Genomic DNA, 19,766 nt, shown 5'->3' on the forward strand with positions numbered 1-19,766 from the left:
TTTAGGTGCCGCCGGTCACGGAACCGGCCGGGAAGCGGGTGAGCAGCATCGCGGCCACCTCGCCCAGGGGCACCACGTCGGTGGCCGCCGACAGCGCGACCGCAGCCCCCGGCATGCCCCAGACCACGCTGCTCGCCTTGTCCTGGGCGATGGTCCGGGCACCGGCGCGGCGCAGCGCGAGCATGCCGCGGGCCCCGTCGCTCCCCATCCCGGTCAGCAGGGCGGCGCAGGCGGCGGCGCCGGCGTGTTCGGCGGCGGACTCGAACAGCGCATCCACGCTGGGCCGGAACGGCGCCGGCTCGTCGCTGATTACGCAGCGCAGCGCGCCGTGCTGCCGCCGCACGCGCAGGTGCCGGCCACCGGGTGCCACGTAGGCGCGGCCCGGTTGCAGCGGCTCGCCGTCGACCGCCTGCGCGACGTCCAGGGCGCAGTGCCGGTCCAGCCGATCGGCGAACGCGGCGCTGAAGGTCGCCGGGATGTGCTGGGCAATCACCACCGGTGGCATATCGGCCGGCAGCGGCGCGAGCACTTGCCGGATCGCCTCGGTGCCGCCGGTGGAGGCGCCGATCACGACCAGTCCCGGTGCCTGCGACCGGGCGGGGGCCAGCCGGGTAGCGGGGGGCGTTCCCGGGCCGGACGGGCGAACCGGGCCGGTGGCGCGCACCCGCGCCTGCGCCGCCGCCAGGACCTTGGCGCGCAGCTCCGCGGCGTAGGCGGCAAGGGCTTCCGGTGCTTCCGCCCGGGGCTTGCCGATGAAGTCCACGGCGCCGGAGGCCAGCGCATCCAGCGTCACGCTGGCGCCCTGCTCGGTGAGCGAGGACACCATCACCACCGGCATCGGGTGCTGCCGCATCAGGTTGCGCAGGAAACTCAGCCCGTCCATGCGTGGCATTTCCACGTCCAGGGTGAGCACGTCCGGGTCGAGCCGCTGGATCTTGTTGCGGGCGATGTACGCGTCGGCGGCGGTGCCGACCACTTCGATCCTCGGGTCCTCGCGCAGCAGCGCCGGCACCAGCTGGCGCATGACCGCGGAGTCGTCGACCACCAGCACCCGCACCGGGCGCCCGTCCACCGCACCCGCGGCCTGCATCGTGTCCATCAGAACAGCTCCACGCTGCCGGCCACCGGGGCCCGGCTGAGGTTGCCCAGGTAGGCGCGCTCGGCGCGCACGATCTCGTCGTCGCCGCGGGTCGGCGGCAGCCGCTTGACCAGGGTGCGCCCGGTCTGGACGAAGAAGCACACCTTGCGGGCCTGGATGCCGTCCAGGTCCTGCGCGACCACGGGGATGCCCTCGGCCGCCAGGTACTGCAGCACGAAGCGTGCGTTGCGGGTGCCAACCGGGTCCAGGTGGAACCCGCTGAGCACGTTGCCGCCCCCGAACACCTTCGCCTGCAGGCGCTGCCGCCGGGCCCCGCGCTTGAGCAGGGCGTTGACCAGCAGTTCCATCGCGTGCACGCCGTAGCGGGCGCTGGGGTCTTCGCCGCTGCCGGCATGGCCGCCGGGAAGCAGGAAATGGTTCATGCCGCCGACCCCGACCGCCGGGTCGTACAGGCAGGCCGCAACGCAGGAGCCGAGCAGGGTCACCAGCGCCAGCGGCTCGCCACTGACGCGGTAGTCGGCGGGCAGCAGCCGCACCGCGTGGGTGGACAGTTCCGCGTCCCAGTAGCTGCCGGCTTCGGTCACCGGGGCCGCGGCGGCCATGTTCATCGCCGTGCCCCGGCGGCGCGGTAGGTCGTCTGCCCACAGGGCGCGACCAGGTCGGCGGCATGGGTGAAGGTCTCCGAGTGGCCCGCGAACAGCAGCCCGCCGGGTGCGAGCAGGGGCACGATCCGCTCCAGCACCTGGCGCTGGGTGGGCTTGTCGAAGTAGATCATCACATTGCGGCAGAACACGGCGGAGAACCCGCCGCGCAACCCGTAGTCGCCGCCCAGCAGGTTGAGGGGACGGAACTGCACCAGCGACTGCAGCTGCGGCCGCACCCGGCACAGTCCCTCGTTGGGGCCGGTGCCGCGCTGGAAGAACGCACGCCGGCGCTGCGGGGACAGCCGTGCGATGCGCTCCAGTGGGTAGGTCGCCGCCGCCGCGGTCCGCAGCACGCTGGTGTCGATGTCGGTCGCGAGGATCCGCACCGGCGGCGACAGCGTGCCGAAGGCCTCGCATGCGGTGATGGCGATGGACCAGGGCTCCTCGCCAGTGGAGGCCGCGTTGCACCACACCTGCAGCGTGCCGCCGTCGCGCGCGTGCATCGCGGCCAGGTGGCCGGCAAGGGTGTCGAAATGGTGCGCTTCGCGGAAGAACGAGGTCAGGTTGGTGGTGAGCGCATTGGTGAAGGCTTCCCACTCCGCGCCGCCGCCGGACTCGAGCCGGTCCAGGTAGTCACGGAAGCGCGACAGTCCCAGCGCCCGCACGCGGCGCGCCAGGCGGCTGTAGACCATGTCGCGCTTGTGCGGGTTGAGGTGGATCCCGGCGCGGGCGTGGATCAGCTTCGCCACCCGGCGGAAGTCGCGCTCGTCGAACTCGAACTCGCGCACGTCCGCGTTGGTGGCGGCGGGGACAAGGGTGTCAGCCATGGACAGTGGCCCTGGCCCGCTCCCGGGGGGCGGCGGGGGTGGCGGCGGTCTGCGGGGTCTTCCCAGCGAGGCGGAACGCGGCGACCGAGTCCACCAGCTGGCCGGACTGCCGCTCCAGCTCGTTGGCGGCGCGGCGGGCGTGCTCGACCAGCTCGGCGTTGTGCTGGGTTCCCTCGTCCATCTGCGAAATGGCCTGGTTGACCTGGCCGATGCCGGTGGACTGCTCCTGTGCCGCCGAGCTGATCTCGGCGATCAGGCCGGCGACCTGCTGGACGCCGGCGACGATCTCGTTGATCGCGCCACCGGCTTCGCCGACCAGCCGGGTGCCGTTGCCGACGGTGCGGACCGAGGTCTCGACCAGGTCCTTGATCTCGCGGGCGGCCCCGGCGGAGCGCTGGGCCAGGCTGCGCACCTCCGAGGCGACCACGGCGAAGCCGCGTCCCTGCTCGCCTGCGCGCGCGGCCTCGACCGCGGCGTTCAGCGCCAGGATGTTGGTCTGGAACGCGATCCCGTCGATCACGCCGATGATGTCGACGATCCGGCGGGAGGCGGCGTCGATGTCGCCCATGGTGTCCACCACGCGCGCGGTGAGCTCGCCGCCGTGACGTGCCGCCTGGGCGGTGCCGCGCGCCAGCTCGCTGGCCTGCAGGGCGTTGCCGGCGGTCTGCCGCACCGTTGCGGTCAGCGACTCCAGCGAGGCGGCCGTCTCCTGCAGCGCGGCGGCCTGTTCCTCGGTCCGGCGCGACAGGTCGGCGTTGCCGCTGGCGATGCGCGCCGCCGCCGCGTCGATTCCGCGCGCACCGCCCTGGATGCCCGACACGATCGCCGAGAGCTGGTCGACGGTCCGGTTGGTGCTGTCCTTCATGCGCCCGAACACGCCCTGCATGTCCGAGTCGATGCGGCGGGTCAGGTCGCCGCCGGCGATCGCCGACAGGACCTGCTGCATCGCCTCCAGGCTCTGGCTGGTGGCCTGCAGCAGCTGGTCGATGTTGCCGGCGATGACGCGCAGGAAGCCGTGCTTGTCGTCGACCCGGATCCGCCGGCTGAAGTCGCCGGCCGCGGCCGCGCGCAGGACCTCGGCCACCTCGTCCTGCATCGCCAGCGCCTCGGTGCGGTCGCGCAGTTCGGTGACGACGCCGATCTGCACGCCGCCCTCGAGCACCGGGGTGACGGTCAGGTCCAGCTCGCGGCTGCCCAGCCGCAGACGGTGGGCGCGCGTGCCTTCGAGCGCCTGCAGCGCAGCGCGGTCCATTCCGGTCCCGGCAACCAGGGCCGCCAGGTCGACGCCGGCGAGGTGGTCCGGATCGAACCCCGCCACCGTGTCGCGCACGTCGCCGGCGATCCGCGCCAGCAGGTCCCGGGCAGCCTGGTTCGCATGGACCACGCGAAGCTCATGATTGGCGACCAGCACGCTCGCGGGCGCCACGTCGAGCGCGCGCTGGATGCGTGCGGTGCTGCGCGCGCGGCGCCGCGATTCGATCACCTCGAATCCGAGCCGGACCTGCATCGACTTGAGCCCCTGCATCACCCGCCCGATCTCGTCGTTGCGGTCGATCGGGATGTGATCGTCGTAGTGGCCGCTGGCGATTCGGCGGAAATGGCCCACCGCGCCCTCGAGCCGGTCGACCACGTCGCGCGACAGCCACCAGGCGCAGTACAGCGAGAACGCGCCGAGCGCGGCCACGGCCAGCCAGATCGCCTGGGCGCCGGCTCCGGTGCCGGCGAGCCACGCCAGCCCGGCACCGGCCGCGGTTGTGCCGAGGGCAGCCAGCACCAGCCGCTGGCGGAGCGAGAGCCGCCACAGCGGATTGAGCTCCTTTAGCCGGTCGCGCCGGCCCACGCGCCCCACCTGCAGCCGAAGCCCATCACTGCGCCCCGAACGGAACGCGGCATACGCCCGTTCGGCCCGGGCGATGTCGCGCGCACCCACGCGGCGCCGCACCGACATGTAGCCGGTGAGCTGGCCGTCCTCGTGCACCGGGGCCACGTTGGCGCGCACCCAGTAATGGTCGCCGTCCTTCGCGCGGTTCTTGATGATGCCTTCCCACGGACGCCCGGCCTGCAGGGTCCGCCACAGGTCGGCGAACACCTGCGGGGGCATGTCGGGGTGGCGCACCAGGTTGTGGGGCTGCCCAAGCAGTTCGTCCTCGCTGAAGCCGCTGATCCGGACGAAGTCCCGGTTCACCATGCGGATCACGCCGCGGGTGTCGGTGGCCGAGACGAGGATGTCGGCGTCGTCGAGTTCGATGGCCCCGCCGGTGACGGGAAGGTTGGTCCGCATGGTGAGGGCTCTGCCGGCGTGGGGGTGCCGGCCTGGAATGGTTTGCAGCTGTACGGGATATCGGCCGCCGGCAAGGCATCTGAAGCGGGCCCGGAAACGAAGGGGGGCGCACCGTTGCCGGTGCGCCCCCTCCGTCACGCGGAGTGCGTGCGTGCTTTAGAACTCCTGCCAGTGCGCGTCGCCACCCGCGGCCACCCGGCGGCTCGGCCCGGCACCGGCGGGGAGCGCGTTGGCCGCGCGGTCGGTATGCGCCTGCGGGCTGCGTACGGGCGCGGGCACCGCGGGCACCGCTCCGGATTCGCGCAGGTGCCGTTCGAAGCCTTCGAGGTCGGAGCGGCCTCCCTCGATGCGGAAGATCGCCACGGTCTGCACCAGGCCGCCGGCCTGCTGCTCCAGCGATCGTGCAGCGGCGGACGCCTGCTCGACGAGCGCGGCGTTCTGCTGGGTGCCCTCGTCCATCTGCACCACCGCCTGGCTGACCTGCTCGATGCCGGCGCTCTGCTCGGCCGAGGCCGCGGCGATCTCCGACATGATCTCGGTGACCTTCGCGACGCTGGTGACGATCTCGTCCATCGTCCGGCCCGCCTGGCTGACGAGCTCGCTGCCGGTGTCGACCCGGGCCACCGAGTCATCGATCAGCACCTTGATCTCCTTGGCGGCGGCCGCCGAGCGCTGCGCCAGCGAGCGCACCTCGGAGGCGACCACAGCGAAGCCACGGCCCTGCTCGCCGGCGCGGGCAGCCTCGACGGCGGCATTGAGCGCCAGAATGTTGGTCTGGAAGGCGATGCCGTCGATCACGCTGATGATGTCGACGATGCGGCGCGAGGCCTCGTTGATCTCGTCCATGGTCCGCACCACGCGGCCGACCACCTCGCCGCCCTGGCCGGCCACCTCGGCGGCGCCACGGGCGAGCTGGTTGGCAGCCCGGGCGTTGTCGGCGTTGTGCTGCACGGTGGAGGTGAGCTCCTCCATCGATGAGGCGGTCTCCTCCAGCGAGGCGGCCTGCTGCTCGGTGCGGCGCGAGAGGTCCGCGTTGCCGGCGGCGATCTCCCCGGCGGCGGCGTTGATGGTGTCGCTGCCCTGGCGGATCTGGCCGACGATCTGCGCGAGCTTCTCAACGGTGCGGTTGGCGTCGGCGGCCAGCTGGCCGAACTGGCCGGGCAGGGTTTCGTCGGCGCGACGGCGCAGCTCGCCTTCGGAGACGGCGGTGAGCAACTCGCCAACTTCGCCGAGACCGCTGTGGGCGGTCGCCATCAGCGTATTCAGTCCGTTGATCGCGTCGCGGTAAACAAATTCGAACTGCTCCGCGTCGCCCCGCCGGCTGAAGTCGCCCGCCACTGCGGCGTCGACCAGCTCCGCGATCTCGGAGTTGACCCGCTGCATGCCTTCCTTCACCGCGTCGACGGCCTCCGTGATGCGGGCCTGCCGGCCAGGGAGACGGTCCATGTCGACCGACAGGTCCCCGCGGCCGTATCGCGCCACGACGTCCACGACCCTGGCCTGCACGGCGATGTGGGTGGAGACCAGCTCGTTGATCCGTTCCGCCATCTCGCGGTAGGACCCGGAGAAGTCGTCCGGATCCATCCGGAAGTCGAGCTCACCCGCCGCGTGCTGGCGGCACATCTCATGCTGTGCACCGGTGAAGCGTTGGAGGCTCTGCTGCATCACGCGCATGGACTCCAGCAGCTGGCCGATCTCGTCGCGGGAGTCCACCGTGATCTCGCTGTCGAAGTTGCCACTGGCGATCGCGGCGGAGATGTCCTTGGCACGCCCGAGGGCGCGGCCGATCATCCGCGCAAGCAGCAGGCCGAAGCCGAGTGCCAGTACGGAAGCGGCGATGGTCAGTCCGGTGATCACCTGGATGGACCGCTCGAACGCGGCCGCCGATGCTTCCAGCTCCTGTTGCAGCAGGCGGTCGTCGTTGTGCTTCAGGCCGTTGAGCGCGTCGAACATCTTGAGGCGCAGCGGCTGCAGGGTTTCGGTCGCGATCACCGCCGCGGCGTCGTAGTCACCCGCCTGCGCCGCCGCAAGGAACGCCTCGTTGCCCTGCATGTAGGCCTTGAAGAGCGGGTCGACCGCGGCGTAGAGCTCGCGCGAGCTGTCGTCGGTGAGCAGCGACTGGTACAGCTCGTTGGACGCGTGCGCGCCGTCGCGGGCGAACCGGAAGCCTTCCAGGGCCGCTTCGTAATCGCGGTCCTGCAGCAGCACGAGCTCGTTGGTGCGCAGCTCGGAGATCCAGGCGAACGTCTCGGCAATGGCGCGCACCGACGGCATCTGGTTCTGCACGACGCGCTGGATCTGCTGGTTGGACGAGGTGATCTGCGCGTGCGCGAGCACGCCGAGCAGGATCGTCAACAGTACGGATGCCGCTACGCCAAGCAGCTGCTTGCGTGCGACGGACATGTCCTTGAACCACTTCATGGCAGGTGTACCTTGATCAGGAGGCTTGCTGTGTTCTGGTCGGTTCCGCCCAGTGCCCGGCCAAGGGGGCCGCGGTGGGCGATGCCGTACTTGTTCTTCCAGTAGTCGTACTCGACCCCCACGTAGAGGGTCTCCGCGCTGCCGCCGAGGGCTTTTCCAAGGTCGTACTTGACCTGCGGGTTGACGTGCAGGTGCGCGTGCCGGGTGCCGCTGTTGTCGACGACCCAGTCGATGAATCCGTCGACGAGGAGATCGGATCGCCCGACGGGCATGCTCCAGGCCCACACCGGCGTTAGCTGCCACTGGTTGCCGCCGCCATTCCGGGGGATCCGGCGGTAGGCGTTGAGTTGCAGGTACTTGAGGCCGGGGATGTCCAGGTCGATGCCGGCGCCCACCAGCAGGGTCTCGACGTCGGCCTCGCCGAACTCGTACCCGGTGGCGAGCAGCACGTCGGTCACCGCTCCGGCGCCAACGTGGCGTCCGAGGGTTTTCCCGAGTGAGAAGCGGGGCGCGAATTCACCGTAGTAGGTGGTGCCGCCGCTTTCCGGGTGCGGCTCGCCGTTGAAGGCCGTGATGTCGATGAAGGCGAAGGTGTCGCCGTACTTCCAGCCGTTGGCGTGCTCCAACGTGAGGGTCTGTTGGTTGGAGGGATCGACCGCGTGGTTGCGGCCGTTGAGGTAGCTCAGGCTGCTGGTTTGCCAGTGCAGCCACTCTCCGGCGTTCGCCGGGGTAGCTGCCAGCAGGCCGGCGCCGATCAGGGCGGCGGCCAGCACGTGGTTCGGGTTCATTCGGGTACTCGGGGGAGGGGAGGAACAACCCGTTTCCTAACGGCCCGCGCAGGGTCGGCCTTGAGGCGAAGCCATGCCGGAATGGAACGATGGTGGGCCGTTGTTCACCTTGCGGCCGGAAGGAAAAAGGGCGCGCCGTCTCCGGCGCGCCCCAGGCTTCCAGCGATGTACCGCGGATCAGAACTCCTGCCAGTGCTGGTCGTTGCTGGCCGCCGTCGCCGGGCGCGGCACGGAGCGGGGTGGCTTGCCGGCGTTGGACGATGCGGAGGACGCTTCGGCGACTGCGGTGCGGTCCGCGGACGGGCGTGGCTTCGTGGCGCCCGGCACCATCCCGGCCGCCTCGGCCTCGATCCGCTCCAGGTCCTCGTCCAGCGAGCTGTCCAGGCGGAACGCGGCCACGGTCTCGACCAGCACCGAGGACTGCTGCTCCAGCGAGCGGGCCGCGGCGGAGGCCTGCTCCACCAGCGCGGCGTTCTGCTGGGTGCCCTCGTCCATGTGGGTGATGGCCTGGCTGACCTGCTCGATGCCGCTGCTCTGCTCGGCGGAGGCGGCGCTGATCTCGGCGATGATCTCGGCCACGCGGTTCACGCTGGCGACGATCTCGTCCATGGTCTTGCCGGCGCGGTTCACCAGGGCGCTGCCGTCGTCGACCTTCGCGACCGAGTCGTCGATCAGCACCTTGATCTCCTTGGCGGCCGCGGCCGAGCGCTGCGCAAGCGAACGCACCTCGGAGGCGACCACGGCGAAGCCGCGGCCCTGCTCGCCGGCGCGCGCCGCTTCCACGGCGGCATTGAGCGCCAGGATGTTGGTCTGGAACGCGATGCCGTCGATCACGCCGATGATGTCGACGATCTTGCGCGAGGCGGCGTTGATGCCTTCCATCGTCTTGACCACCTCGCCCACGACCTCGCCGCCCTGGGTGGCGACGCCGGCCGCGCCGATGGCGAGCTGGTTGGCCTGGCGGGCATTGTCGGCGTTGTGCTGGACGGTGGAGGTCAGCTCCTCCATCGACGAGGCGGTCTCCTCCAGCGAGGCGGCCTGCTGCTCGGTGCGGCGGGACAGGTCCTCGTTGCCCGAGGAGATCTCGCCGGCGGCGGCGCTGATCGAGTCGCTGCCCTTGCGGATGCGGCCGACGATCCCGGCCAGGCGCTCGACGGTGTGGTTGGCGTCACCGACCAGCGCGCCGAAGCGGCCGGGCAGGGTGGCATCGGCACGGCGGGTCAGGTCGCCGTCGGCCATCGCGGCCAGCAGCTGCCCGACCTCGTCGAGGCCGCGGTCGGCGCTGGCCATCAGCTCGTTGAGGTCCTCGATCATCTCGCGGTAGATGAACTCGAAGCGCTCGGCGTCGCCACGCTTGCTGAAGTCGCCGGCCACGGCCGCCTCCACCAGCATCCGGATCTCGGCGGTGACGGCCTGGTTGCCGGCCTTGACCGCGTCCACGGCAGCGGTGACCTCGGCCTTCACGCCCGGGAAGCGGGTGATATCGCGCGACAGGTCGCCGCGGGCGTACGCGCCGACGATTTCGATGGTCTCGCGCGCCAGGGCGATGTGCGACTCGACCAGGGTGTTGATCTCCTCGGCCATCGTCCCGTAAGCGCCGGGGAAGGCGCTGGTGTCCAGTCGCTCGTGGATCTCGCCGGCCTCGTGGGCGTCGTAGACCTTGCGCTGGGCGGTCGCGAAGGAGCGCAGCGAAACCACCGCGCGCTGCAGCCCGCGGGCGATGTCGCGCAGTTCGTCCTGGCTATCGGTGCGGACCTCGTCCGGGAACTCGCCGGCGGCGATCGCCTCGGCGGCGCCCTGGATGGTGTGCAGCGAGTGGCGGGTGCTGCGCGTGAAGCCCAGGAACAGGTAGCCGGCGACCAGCAGGACCAGCACGACCACCAGCGCGGTCACCCACGCGGTGGTGCGCAGCGAGGAAAGCTGTGCGGCAGCGGCGGCGTCGAGGGCGTTGATGCTGCCCAGCATGGCCGCGGCCATGGCGAGGTGGGTGGCGTGCTCGCGCGCGGCCAGGGTCTCGACCGGCAGCTCGGGCATGTCGGCATCGAGGATATGCGTGGTGATCGCCTGGTTCTGCTTGCCCATGGCGTCCAGCGCGGTGCGGATCGGCTTGCCGCCGGTGCCGGCCAGGACCGGCATGCGCTGCTCGGCGTTGGCGAGCTCCAGCTCGATGCGACCGCGCAGGAACTCCTGCATGGTCCGCGAGATCGCCAGCCCGGTGCGGTCTTCGACCCAGATCGCGCCCTCGCCCAGCACCCGCAGGCCGACCACGCCCTGCTGGGCGGTGTACTCGGCCAGGGTCGGCAGCCAGTCGCTCGCGGCGCGGCCCATGTAGAGCACGGTGGGCTCCTGCGAGTGCGACAGCCCGGTGCGCTCGGCGACCAGGTTCATCAGCCCGTTGACCTGCCGGATCGCCTCGTCCGATGCCGTCGTGCTGCTGTCGCTGGCGGCCGCCGTCCAGGCCTCGGTGGCCGCGTCCATCGACTGCGCCAGGGTGGCGTCGCCGACGTTTGCGGCGGCCCAGCGCGATGCCGCCTGCAGGTGCCGGCTGGCATTGGCGGCGTCGGTCGCCATTTCCGCGGCCGCGGCCTCGTTGCCGGCGGAGACCCGCACCTGCTTCTGGCGGTGGGCCTGCATGGCCAGCATCGACTGCTGCAGGTGCGAAAGGCCCTGCACCGCGCTGCGCTGGCGTTCGACGGCCTGGATCTCGGAGTTCGAGCGCACCATCAGGATCCCGGCCAGCACGCCGCAGGTCACCATGAAGGCCGCGCCGATCACCAGTGCCTTGTGCCCGAAGCGCAGGCTGGCCATCAGCCGGATGGCCGGAGCGAGCATCCGGTCGGAGAAGGAGGGGGAGTGGCGTGCGGACATCGGAGCCTCGAATGGGTGGGTCTCCCGCGGCAACGGCACCGGACCCACGATCTTTAATCGCCCGCGACGGCGGGTGTGATCGCGGTCACGTCCTGGCTGCGCCGGGGTAAAGATCCCGCGCACGCGGCCGATCGGTGGGACAGGAGGGCGCATCCCCGGTGCCCCCGTATTCCCCAGGCTCTCCCCGGCCGAACGTTTCCAGGAGTTTCCCCATGCCGCGTTTCCGCATCCTTGTTCCCGCCCTGCTCGCGATGGCCATCGCCCTGCCGGCGCATGCCAACCTGAGCCCGACCAAGCGCGTCGACCCGCAGTACCCCGCCGAAGCGGCCCGCAACGGCACCGAGGGCTTCGTCGAGGTCGAGTTCACCGTCACCCCGGACGGCAAGGTCGACAGCGTGTCGGTCGTCAACGCCCGTCCCTCGCGCGTGTTCGAGGCCTCGGCGGTCCGTGCCGTGAAGCAGTGGGAGTTCGCCCCGGGCGGCGGCCGCGGCAAGGTGCGGCTGGACTTCAAGCTGTAATCCGGCGCCACGCCGAGGTAAACAAAAACGCGCCCCCAGGGGCGCGTTTTTCGTTTCCGGCGATCCGCGGCCCCGCCAGGGGCGACGGATCGTGGGTTCGGGGCTCAGGCGGCCGCCCGCGCCGCCGCCTCCGCCACCAGGCCCATCTCCGGGCTGGTCATCAGCCGCTCGATGTCGAGCAGGATCAGCATGCGCTCGTCCAGGGTGCCGATCCCGGTGAGGAACTGGCGGTCGATGGTGGCGCCGATCTCCGGCACCGCGCGCATCTGCTCGGCCGACAGGCGCACCACGTCGGACACGCTGTCGACGACCATGCCGACCACGCGCTCGCCGACGTTGAGGACGATCATGACCGTCACTGCGGTGTACTCGGCCTTTTCGAGGCGGAACTTCAGCCGCATGTCGACCACCGGCACGATGGTGCCGCGCAGGTTGATCACGCCCTTGATGTAGTCGGGGGCGTCGGGCAGCCGGGTGACCGAGTCGTAGCCGCGGATCTCCTGCACCTTCAGGATGTCGACGCCGTACTCCTCCTCGCCCAGGGCGAAGGTGAGGAACTCGGCGCTGCCGGCCAGGGTGGCTTCGGTACCGTCGGCGGCGGGGGAGGGGGCGGTGGTGTTCATTGCGTTTCTCGGATACGGGTGGGATCAGGCCGCGGCGGCGGGTGCCGGGGCCACGTTGCCAAGGCTGCCGGCGTCGACGATCAGCGCGACCCGGCCATCGCCGAGGATGGTCGCGCCGGAGATGCCGGGGATGCGGCGGTAGTTGGATTCCAGGTTCTTCACCACGACCTGCTGCTGGCCGAGCAGGTCGTCAACCTCCAGTGCCAGCCGGCGGCCATCGGCCTCGACCACCACGGCGATCGGGTTGCCGCTGGCGTTGGCCGCCGAAGGCAGCCGGTACTGCTCGCGCAGGTTGACCAGCGGCACGTAGTCCTCGCGCATGCGCAGCACGCGGGTGTCGCCGGCGATGGTGCGGATCTGGCCGGGGCCGGGCTGCAGCGACTCGATGACCATGTTGAGCGGGACGATGAAGACCTCCTCGCCCACCGCCACGGTCATGCCGTCGAGGATCGCCAGGGTCAGCGGCAGGCGGACCACCACGGTGCTGCCGGCGCCCTTCGTGCTGCGGACCTCGACCTGGCCGCCCAGGGCCAGGATGTTGCTCTTGACCACGTCCATGCCGACGCCGCGGCCGGACACGTCGGTGAGCGTGTCGGCGGTGGAGAAGCCGGGCTGGAACACCAGGTCCCAGACCTGCGCGTCGGTGGGGTTGTCGGGCACCTGCAGGCCGCGCTCGGCGGCCTTGGCCAGGATCCGCTCGCGGTCCATGCCGCGGCCGTCGTCGCCGACCTCGATCACGATGTGCCCGCCCTGGTGGGCGGCGCTGAGGGTGACCGTGCCGGTCTCGTCCTTGCCCGCGGCGCGGCGCTCGGCCGGGCTCTCCAGGCCGTGGTCGATGGAGTTGCGGACCAGGTGCACCAGCGGGTCGACGATCTTCTCGATCACGCCCTTGTCCAGCTCGGTGGCCTCGCCGCTGGTGCGCAGGCGCACCTTCTTGTCCAGCCGCGCGGCGAGGTCGCGCACCATCCGCGGGAAGCGGCTGAAGGCGAACTCCACCGGCAGCATGCGCACGCTCATCACCGCTTCCTGCAGGTCGCGGGTGTTGCGCTCCAGCTGCGCAAGGCCGGACAGCAGCGACTCGTGCGCCACCGGGTCCAATCCCTCGGCGCGCTGGGTCAGCATGGCCTGGGTGATCACCAGCTCGCCGACCAGGTTGATCAGGGCGTCGACCTTGTTGACGGCCACCCGGATCGAGCTGTCGGCTTCGGCGTGGCGGGCCGGGTCGGCGGCCGTGGCAGGCAAGGCAGGGTCGGCGGCGGCAAGCGACGGCGCGGGGGCCGGCGTTTCGGCACGGACGGCCTCGACCTCCAGCGCGCACTGGTCGTCGACCCAGGCGAAGGCGTCCTCGATCGCGTCGCGGGGCACCGACCCTGGCAGCATCAGGTCCCATGCCAGGTGGGCCTCGAACGGGTCGAGCTGGCTGAAGGGCGGCAGCCGCGCGTCGTCGACGGTCGTCTCCAGCTCACCGTGCTCGGCCAGGTCGCGGAAGATCCGCAGCGGGTCGTTGCCGCTCATGAACAGCGACGGCTCGGGGGTGAAGCCGACCCGCCACTTGTCGGGGGCCGACTCCTCCGGGGCCTCGGCCGCTGCCTGCGGCGCGGCCGCGCCGTCCAGCAGGGCCTGCAGCTTCGCCTGCACCCGGTTGAGCGCCGCGCCGTCGGCCTCCCCGCCGTGCTCGGCCACCTGCAGCAGCCCGCCAAGGACGTCGACGGCCTCCAGCAGCGCGTCCACCGAGGCGCCGTCCAGCCGGCGGCTGCCGGCACGGGCCTCCTCGAGGAGCGTCTCCAGCAGGTGGGTCAGGTCGGTGACCGCGCGGAATCCAAAGGTCGCCGCGCCGCCCTTGATCGAGTGGGCGGCGCGGAACACCACGTTGATCGTGTCCAGGTCCGGCTCGGCCGACTCCAGGCGCAGCAGGCCGGCCTCCATGGCCTGCAGGCCTTCGCGGCTTTCTTCGAAGAACGCGGCGTGGAAGCGGCTGATGTCCATGGTCGGGCCCTCAGCCCAGCACCTTGCCCACGGTGGCGACCAGCTGGGCCGGCTCGAACGGCTTGACCAGCCAGCCGGTGGCACCGGCGGCGCGGCCTTCCTGCTTCTTGTCGGCGCCCGACTCGGTGGTCAGCATCAGCAGCGGGGTGAACTTGTAGGCCGGCAGCTGGCGCAGCTGGCGGATCAGCTCGATCCCGTCCATCCGCGGCATGTTGACGTCGGTGACCACGGCGTCGAACTTCTGCCCCTGCGCCTTCTCCAGTGCCGCCTGGCCGTCCTCGGCCTCGTGCACGGCGTAGCCGGCCGACGACAGGGCGAAGGCGACCATCTGCCGCATGGAGGTGGAATCGTCGACGATCAACAACTGTGCGCTCACGCGTTTTCTCCGGTAGTGCTGGCGTGTGCCTGTGGGGTGTTCCCGGTCCCGAGGGTCGCCTCCAGCGCCAGCAGGCGCGCGGCGTCCGAGAGGGTGGGGGACGGGTCGAGGATGGCGGTGCCGCGGCCGGTGCCCGCGCGCTCGCGCACGAAGGCGTGCAGCAGCTGCAGGCCGGCGGTGTGCACGCGGCGCACCTGCGAGCCGTCCAGGGCAAGCGGGGCCTCCCCTTCAAGATGCGGCGCCAGCAGCGCCTGCAGGTCGGCCACGTGCTCGATGCCCAGGTCGGGCGGGAGCATCAGCGGGTTGGGGGTGTCAGCCATGGATGCCAGTCTCGCGGCCCGGGGGCCATCGAACCCGGTAACGGCGGGTGGCCGGGGGACTTGAGCGGATCAGCCGAACAGCGCGGTGGCGTCCAGCAGTACGGTCGGGGTGCGGTCGGAACGGGCGATGCCGAGCACCGCACCCGGCGCGGTGGCCGCGAACGGCTGCTCGATGTCGTCGTCCTCGATGCTGGTGACGTCGTCCAGCGCCGAGACCAGCACGCCCATCAGTTCGTCCTGGTGCTCGAGCACGATGATCCGCGACTGCTCGTCGGCCTCGACGCGCCCGGTGCCCAGCCACAGCGCCAGGTCGGTGACCGGGACGATGCGGCCGCGCAGGTTCATCACCCCCAGCACGTGCACCGCGGCACCGCGCATGGCGACGACGGGCGAGACCCGCACCACTTCCTGCACCTTCAGCAGCTGGAAGGCGTAGCTGTCCGCGCCCAGCCGGGCGCGCAGCCAGCGCGCCGAGGCCGGCGCGACCCGGCGCTTCGGTTCGTCGACCGGGGCTTGCCGCACCGCCGCGTGGCCGGGTGCGGGTGCGGCGACCGGTGCTTCGACGGGAGCGGGGGCCGCCACCGGCAGCGGGTGGGCCGGCCGCGCGGGCGAGGGCGCTGGCGCAGCCTCCCGCGCGGTGTTCGCATCGGGCTCGTTGGCCGCGTCGCGCTCGCCCCCGGCGGCCTGCGCCACCGGTGCCAGCAGCTCTTCCAGGTAGCTGTCGACGGCAGGATGGTTCACGCGGCCTCCTGCTGCCGCGGCAGTGCAGCCAGCAGCCACCGCAGCGCGGACTCGTACGCCTCGGCACCTCGACCGGTCGGCGGCTCTTCGGCCACGAGGGTTTGCGCCTCGCGTAGCCGCGTGTCCATCGGGATCGCCCTGGGCCAGACCATGCCCTCGTACATGTCCTTGAGCTGGCCGAGTACCTGCACGCCGGCGCGCGTCCGCCGGTCGTACAGCGTGGGGATGATGTGCCTCGGCAACGGACGGCGGCGCGAGCGCTCCACCATCTCCGCGGTGCGGAGCATGTCGGCCAGGCCGTGCATGGCGAGCGGATCGGTCTGGCTCGGGACCACCAGCCGGTCGGCGGCGGCCAGTGCATTGACCATCAGCAGGCCCAGGGTCGGGGGGCAGTCCAGCACCACGTAGTCATAGCGCCCGCGCGCGGCGTGCAGCGCCCGGCCAAGCGCCAGCCCGAGGCCGGGCTGGGTGGCGCCGCGGCGCTCCAGGGTGGCGAGCGCGGGCTGCGCCGCCACCATCAGCAGCCCCGGGATCGGGGTCCGCCGGGCCAGGTTGCCCAGGTCGGCCCCGCCCAGGTCGGAGAAGATGTCGTGGGTGCCCGGCGGCGGCGGGTCCGTCGGGACGCCGAAGGCGCGGGTCAGCGAGGCATGCGGGTCCAGGTCGACCAGCAGCACGCGCTGCTCCATCTGCGCCAGGCCGCGCGAGAGCAGCAGCGAGGTGGTGGTCTTGCCGACGCCGCCCTTCTGGTTGGCGATTGCCCAGATCTGCATGTTCATCCAGCTCCTTCAGCGGTCGCCACCAGCGCATCCGGCCCCAGCGGGGAGGCGAGGATCACCAGCAGCACCCGGCGGTTGGAATTGCGGCCCTCCGGCGTGTCGTTGTCGGCGATCGGCTGGTGTTCGCCATAGCCGACCATGGCCAGCCGGCGGGGCTCCACGCCGGCGTCCACCAGCTCGTGCACCACGCTGGCGGCGCGCGCGGCCGAGAGCTCCCAGTTGGAGGGGAAGCGCGCGCTGGCGATCGGTACGTCGTCGGTGTAGCCCTCGACCCGCAGCGAGTTCGGCTCGTCGCGCAGGATGCCGGCCAGGCGGCGGATGGTGTCGATCGCCACCGGGCTGGGGACCGCCACGCCACTGGCGAACAGGATGTCGCTCTGGATCTCGACCTCCAGGAAGTCGGGCCCGCGGCGCACCGTCACCAGCTGCTCGCGGACCAGGTCGGCCAGCGCCTCCTCGATGCGCCGGCCGAGCACCTGCAGTTCCACGTGGCGGCGCTTCTCGGCCTCGATCCGGGCGGCGTTGGCCTCGGCGACCGTGGGCTGCCGGCCCAGCGTGGGCATGTCGAGCACCTGCAGCATGCGCGGGGCGTTGATCGGCGTCGCGGCCGCCGGCCCGGCCTTGGCGGCCGCCGTCTGGATCGACGGACGGTCGAAGGCCGATCCGCGCAGCTGGGTCTGGCCGAGCTGGATCGGGCTGACCGTGCGCGGTGGCCCGCCGAAGGCCGACGACAGTGAATCGGCCAAGACCCGGTACTTGCCCTCGTTGAGCGAGGAGATCGCGTACATCACCACGAAGAAGGCGAGCAGCAACGTCATCAGGTCGGCGTAGGGGATCGCCCACGCCTCCGCGTTGGTGTGCTCCTCGTGGTGCTTGCGGCGCGCCATCTCAGTCGCCGAAGCCCTGCAGGCGGGTCTCGATGTTGCGCGGGTTCTCGCCCTGGGCGATGGCCGCCAGGCCCTCGATGATCATCTCGCGGTCGGTGCCCTGGCGCCCGATGATGCCCTTGAGCTTGGCGGCGGCCGGCAGGAGGGCCAGGTTGGCGCTGCCGATGCCGTAGACGGTGGCGGTGAACGCGGCGGCGATGCCGTGGCCGAGCTTGCTCGGGTCGGCCAGGTTCTTCATCACCGCCATCAGGCCGAGCACGGCGCCGACGATGCCGAGCGTCGGTGCGTAGATGCCCGCCCCCTCGAACATCTTCGCCGCGGCCAGGTCGCGCTCCTGCTGGCCCTCCAGGTCGATCTCCAGCATCTGCCGCAGGGTCTCCGGCTCCACGCCGTCGACCACCATCTGCAGGCCCTTGCGCAGGAACGGGTCCTCGATCGCCTCGACCTCCGCCTCCAGGCCGAGCAGGCCCTGGCGGCGCGCGGTGCCGCTCCACTCGACGATGCGCTCGATCAGCGCGGCCCGGTCGCTGGACGGGGGCTGGAAGACCCAGCGCACGATCTTCAACCCACGGCGGAAAGTGTCCATCGGGGTCTGGATGAACACGGCCGCGACGGTGCCGACGATCACGATCACGAAGGCCGCCGGCGACCACAGGCCGGACAGGCCCGCGCCCTTGAGCAGGCTGCCGCCTACCAGGGCGATGAGCGCCAGCGCGCTTCCGATTGCGGTGAGCTTGTCCATTGCCTTCGATATCGGTGCGTAGGGGGAATGCTTGAGTGCGGGCGGGGCTGCCAGGCGCGTCTCCCGGCCAGGCCGGGGACGCGATCAGGCGGCGCGGGCAGGCGCCAGGCCGCTCCGGTAGAGGCTGTCGACGTCGAGGATCAGGGCCATGCGGCCGTCGCCGATCAGGCTCGCGCCGGCGTAGCCGTCCAGCCCGCGCAGGCTGCGCGGCAGCGCCTTGATGACCACCTCCTCGCGGCCGCGCACGCGGTCGACCACCAGGCAGAAGCGCTGCTCGCCCGCCTGCAGCACCACCGCCGTGCGCTCGCCGCCGGCATCGGGCAGGCCCAGCCAGTGGCGCAGGTCCAGCAGCGGGAGCGGTTGCTGGCGCAGGTCCAGCACCGGCTGGCCGTCGATGCGCATCGGGGCGTCGCCTGCCGCGTAGGGCAGGACCTCCACCACGCGCACCAGGGGCAGTGCGTACACGTCGCCGGCGATCTCCACCAGCAGCGTGGGCAGGATCGCCAGCGTCAGCGGGACGCGGATCACGAAGCGGCTGCCGACGCCGGGCTCGGAGTGGATCTGCACCAGGCCCGACAGCTCGCGGATCTTGCTCTGCACCACGTCCATGCCGACCCCGCGCCCGGAGAGGTCGCTGACCTCGCTGCGGGTCGAGAAGCCGGGCAGGAACAGCAGCTGCAGGCACTCCTCCGGCGACATGCGCGCGGCCGCGTCCGGCTCGACCAGGCCCTTGCGGACCGCGCTGTCGCGGATCCGGTCGGCGTCGATCCCGGCGCCGTCGTCGCGCACCTCGATGGCGACGTGGTCGCCTTCCTGCTGCGCCGACAGCCGCACCTGGCCGCGCTCGGGCTTGCCGGCCAGGCGGCGCTGCTCCGGCGACTCGATGCCGTGGTCGATGGCGTTGCGGACCAGGTGCACCAGCGGGTCGGACAGCGCTTCGACCAGGTTGCGGTCGAGCTCGGTGTCCGCGCCGACCACCTCCAGGTCCACCTGCTTCTGGAGCTGGCGGGCCACGTCGCGGGCGAGCTTGGGGAAGCGGGCGAACACCCGCCCGACCGGCTGCATGCGCGCGGTCATCACCGCCGCCTGCAGGCGCGAGGTGGTCGCGTCCAGCGAGGCGACGGCGCGGTCGAGTTCCTCGTCCCGCAGCCGCGGGCGCAAAGTCTTGAGCCGGTTGCGCGCCAGGACCATCTCGCCGACCAGGTTGACCATGGCATCCAGGCGGCGGACGTCGACGCGGACGGTCTGCTCCTCCGGTGAGGCGGGCGGCTTGGGTGCTGCCTGGGCGGCGGGCTTCGGCGGCGGCGCGGGAGGCGGTGCCGGGGCAGGAGCCGGCGCGGGCGAAGGCGCAGGTGCGGATGCGGGCGCACCCGGGACCCCACCGGAGCCGTGCAGGCTGTCCAGGAGGGCGTCGAAATCCAGGTCGTCCAGGTCGCCTTCCAGCAGTTCGGTCGGGACCGCCGGTGCCGGTGCCGGTGACGGCGCGGGTGCCGTGGCGTCCGGGTGCAGGCTGTCGATCAGCGCCTGCGGTGCTTCCGGCAGCGGCTCGCCCGAGGCGACCGCGTCGATCATGTCCACCAGCAGGTCGATCGCCTGCTGCGCGCCGTCGAAGGCCACCGCATCCAGCGGCAGCTCGCCGGTGCGGGCCAGGTTCAGGCGGTCCTCGAAGGCGTGGCAGAGCTTGACCATCGGCGCGAAGTCCAGGAACCCCGCCCCGCCCTTGATGGTGTGGAAGCCGCGGAAGACCGCGTTGAGCCCTTCGCTGTCATCGGGCGTGTGTTCCAGCACGACCATCTGCTCGCCGAGCTGGTCGAGGATCTCGCGCGCCTCCACCAGGAAGTCGGCGCAGATGTCGCTGTTCGCGTCCAC

16 protein-coding genes and 1 pseudogene are annotated in these 19,766 nt (G+C 71.7%); 1 reads left to right on the forward strand and 16 read right to left on the reverse strand.

The features are described 5' to 3' along the window. Nucleotide 1: 1 nt before the first annotated feature. From G545_RS13555 to G545_RS14940, 7 genes and pseudogenes are all read right to left on the reverse strand, one after another. A complete protein-coding gene (locus G545_RS13555; protein WP_052347274.1) occupies nucleotides 2-1,090 on the reverse strand; it encodes a protein-glutamate methylesterase/protein-glutamine glutaminase in 1,089 nt (362 codons plus the stop codon). 8 nt (nucleotides 1,091-1,098) lie between these two features. Continuing rightward, nucleotides 1,099-1,701 carry a chemoreceptor glutamine deamidase CheD gene (cheD, locus tag G545_RS0104760; RefSeq protein WP_027069395.1) on the reverse strand — a complete coding sequence of 201 codons (603 nt, stop codon included), beginning with the start codon at nucleotides 1,699-1,701 and terminating at the stop codon, nucleotides 1,099-1,101. 2 nt (nucleotides 1,702-1,703) lie between these two features. Continuing rightward, nucleotides 1,704-2,570, reverse strand: coding sequence for a CheR family methyltransferase (locus G545_RS0104765; protein ID WP_027069396.1), 867 nt, complete (start codon nucleotides 2,568-2,570; stop codon nucleotides 1,704-1,706). Between the two features lie 4 nt (nucleotides 2,571-2,574). Next, nucleotides 2,575-4,800 (reverse strand): annotated as a pseudogene (locus tag G545_RS13560) (methyl-accepting chemotaxis protein); the annotation flags it as partial. 207 nt (nucleotides 4,801-5,007) lie between these two features. Further along, nucleotides 5,008-7,272 carry a methyl-accepting chemotaxis protein gene (locus G545_RS16045; RefSeq protein ID WP_027069397.1) on the reverse strand — a complete coding sequence of 755 codons (2,265 nt, stop codon included), beginning with the start codon at nucleotides 7,270-7,272 and terminating at the stop codon, nucleotides 5,008-5,010. Beyond that, a complete protein-coding gene (locus G545_RS0104780; protein WP_027069398.1) occupies nucleotides 7,269-8,060 on the reverse strand; it encodes an outer membrane protein OmpK in 792 nt (263 codons plus the stop codon). The genes G545_RS16045 and G545_RS0104780 overlap by 4 nt, the downstream gene beginning before the upstream one ends. Before the next feature lie 177 nt (nucleotides 8,061-8,237). Beyond that, nucleotides 8,238-10,928: a methyl-accepting chemotaxis protein gene (locus tag G545_RS14940; protein ID WP_052347261.1), complete on the reverse strand. Its 2,691-nt coding sequence runs from the start codon at nucleotides 10,926-10,928 to the stop codon at nucleotides 8,238-8,240. 212 nt (nucleotides 10,929-11,140) lie between these two features. Here G545_RS14940 and G545_RS13570 point away from each other — a divergent pair, with 212 nt between their 5' ends. After that, nucleotides 11,141-11,446 carry an energy transducer TonB gene (locus tag G545_RS13570; RefSeq protein WP_027069399.1) on the forward strand — a complete coding sequence of 102 codons (306 nt, stop codon included), beginning with the start codon at nucleotides 11,141-11,143 and terminating at the stop codon, nucleotides 11,444-11,446. Between the two features lie 104 nt (nucleotides 11,447-11,550). Here G545_RS13570 and G545_RS0104795 read toward each other — a convergent pair whose 3' ends face one another. The 9 genes from G545_RS0104795 to G545_RS0104835 form a co-directional block, all read right to left on the reverse strand. Continuing rightward, on the reverse strand, nucleotides 11,551-12,069 hold the full coding sequence (locus G545_RS0104795) for a chemotaxis protein CheW (RefSeq protein ID WP_052106823.1): 519 nt from the start codon (nucleotides 12,067-12,069) through the stop codon (nucleotides 11,551-11,553). A 24-nt stretch (nucleotides 12,070-12,093) separates the two neighbouring features. Next, entirely contained in the window at nucleotides 12,094-14,055 is a 1,962-nt protein-coding gene (locus tag G545_RS13575) for a chemotaxis protein CheA (RefSeq protein ID WP_052106824.1), read from the reverse strand. A gap of 10 nt (nucleotides 14,056-14,065) precedes the next feature. Then, entirely contained in the window at nucleotides 14,066-14,431 is a 366-nt protein-coding gene (locus G545_RS0104805) for a response regulator (protein ID WP_027069401.1), read from the reverse strand. Further along, on the reverse strand, nucleotides 14,428-14,751 hold the full coding sequence (locus G545_RS0104810) for an STAS domain-containing protein (protein ID WP_052106825.1): 324 nt from the start codon (nucleotides 14,749-14,751) through the stop codon (nucleotides 14,428-14,430). The genes G545_RS0104805 and G545_RS0104810 overlap by 4 nt, the downstream gene beginning before the upstream one ends. A gap of 69 nt (nucleotides 14,752-14,820) precedes the next feature. Then, a complete protein-coding gene (locus G545_RS13580; protein WP_052347262.1) occupies nucleotides 14,821-15,492 on the reverse strand; it encodes a chemotaxis protein CheW in 672 nt (223 codons plus the stop codon). Further along, nucleotides 15,489-16,262, reverse strand: a complete 774-nt coding sequence (locus G545_RS0104820; protein WP_027069403.1) for a ParA family protein — start codon at nucleotides 16,260-16,262, stop codon at nucleotides 15,489-15,491. Before G545_RS0104820 ends, G545_RS13580 begins: the two co-directional genes overlap by 4 nt. Before the next feature lie 2 nt (nucleotides 16,263-16,264). Further along, on the reverse strand, nucleotides 16,265-17,155 hold the full coding sequence (motD, locus tag G545_RS13585) for a flagellar motor protein MotD (RefSeq protein ID WP_036137497.1): 891 nt from the start codon (nucleotides 17,153-17,155) through the stop codon (nucleotides 16,265-16,267). Between the two features lies 1 nt (nucleotide 17,156). After that, nucleotides 17,157-17,897 (reverse strand): flagellar motor protein, encoded by a 741-nt coding sequence (locus G545_RS0104830; RefSeq protein WP_027069404.1) that lies wholly within the window; start codon nucleotides 17,895-17,897, stop codon nucleotides 17,157-17,159. A gap of 84 nt (nucleotides 17,898-17,981) precedes the next feature. Further along, nucleotides 17,982-19,766 (reverse strand): chemotaxis protein CheA, encoded by a 1,785-nt coding sequence (locus tag G545_RS0104835; RefSeq protein WP_027069405.1) that lies wholly within the window; start codon nucleotides 19,764-19,766, stop codon nucleotides 17,982-17,984.

Source organism: Lysobacter defluvii IMMIB APB-9 = DSM 18482 (assembly GCF_000423325.1).
Taxonomy (GTDB): Bacteria; Pseudomonadota; Gammaproteobacteria; order Xanthomonadales; family Xanthomonadaceae; genus Novilysobacter; species Novilysobacter defluvii.

Bases quoted from the DNA above. Each gene is read 5' to 3' on its own strand.
- G545_RS0104810 (WP_052106825.1), bottom strand. From the start codon at position 14,751: ATGGCTGACACCCCCAACCCGCTGATGCTCCCGCCCGACCTGGGCATC.
- G545_RS0104795 (WP_052106823.1), bottom strand. From the start codon at position 12,069: ATGAACACCACCGCCCCCTCCCCCGCCGCCGACGGTACCGAAGCCACC.
- cheD (WP_027069395.1), bottom strand. From the start codon at position 1,701: ATGGCCGCCGCGGCCCCGGTGACCGAAGCCGGCAGCTACTGGGACGCG.
- G545_RS13555 (WP_052347274.1), bottom strand. From the start codon at position 1,090: ATGCAGGCCGCGGGTGCGGTGGACGGGCGCCCGGTGCGGGTGCTGGTG.
- G545_RS13575 (WP_052106824.1), bottom strand. From the start codon at position 14,055: ATGGACATCAGCCGCTTCCACGCCGCGTTCTTCGAAGAAAGCCGCGAA.
- G545_RS16045 (WP_027069397.1), bottom strand. From the start codon at position 7,272: ATGAAGTGGTTCAAGGACATGTCCGTCGCACGCAAGCAGCTGCTTGGC.
- G545_RS13570 (WP_027069399.1), top strand. From the start codon at position 11,141: ATGCCGCGTTTCCGCATCCTTGTTCCCGCCCTGCTCGCGATGGCCATC.
- G545_RS0104820 (WP_027069403.1), bottom strand. From the start codon at position 16,262: ATGCAGATCTGGGCAATCGCCAACCAGAAGGGCGGCGTCGGCAAGACC.
- G545_RS14940 (WP_052347261.1), bottom strand. From the start codon at position 10,928: ATGTCCGCACGCCACTCCCCCTCCTTCTCCGACCGGATGCTCGCTCCG.
- G545_RS0104780 (WP_027069398.1), bottom strand. From the start codon at position 8,060: ATGAACCCGAACCACGTGCTGGCCGCCGCCCTGATCGGCGCCGGCCTG.
- G545_RS0104765 (WP_027069396.1), bottom strand. From the start codon at position 2,570: ATGGCTGACACCCTTGTCCCCGCCGCCACCAACGCGGACGTGCGCGAG.
- motD (WP_036137497.1), bottom strand. From the start codon at position 17,155: ATGGCGCGCCGCAAGCACCACGAGGAGCACACCAACGCGGAGGCGTGG.
- G545_RS0104830 (WP_027069404.1), bottom strand. From the start codon at position 17,897: ATGGACAAGCTCACCGCAATCGGAAGCGCGCTGGCGCTCATCGCCCTG.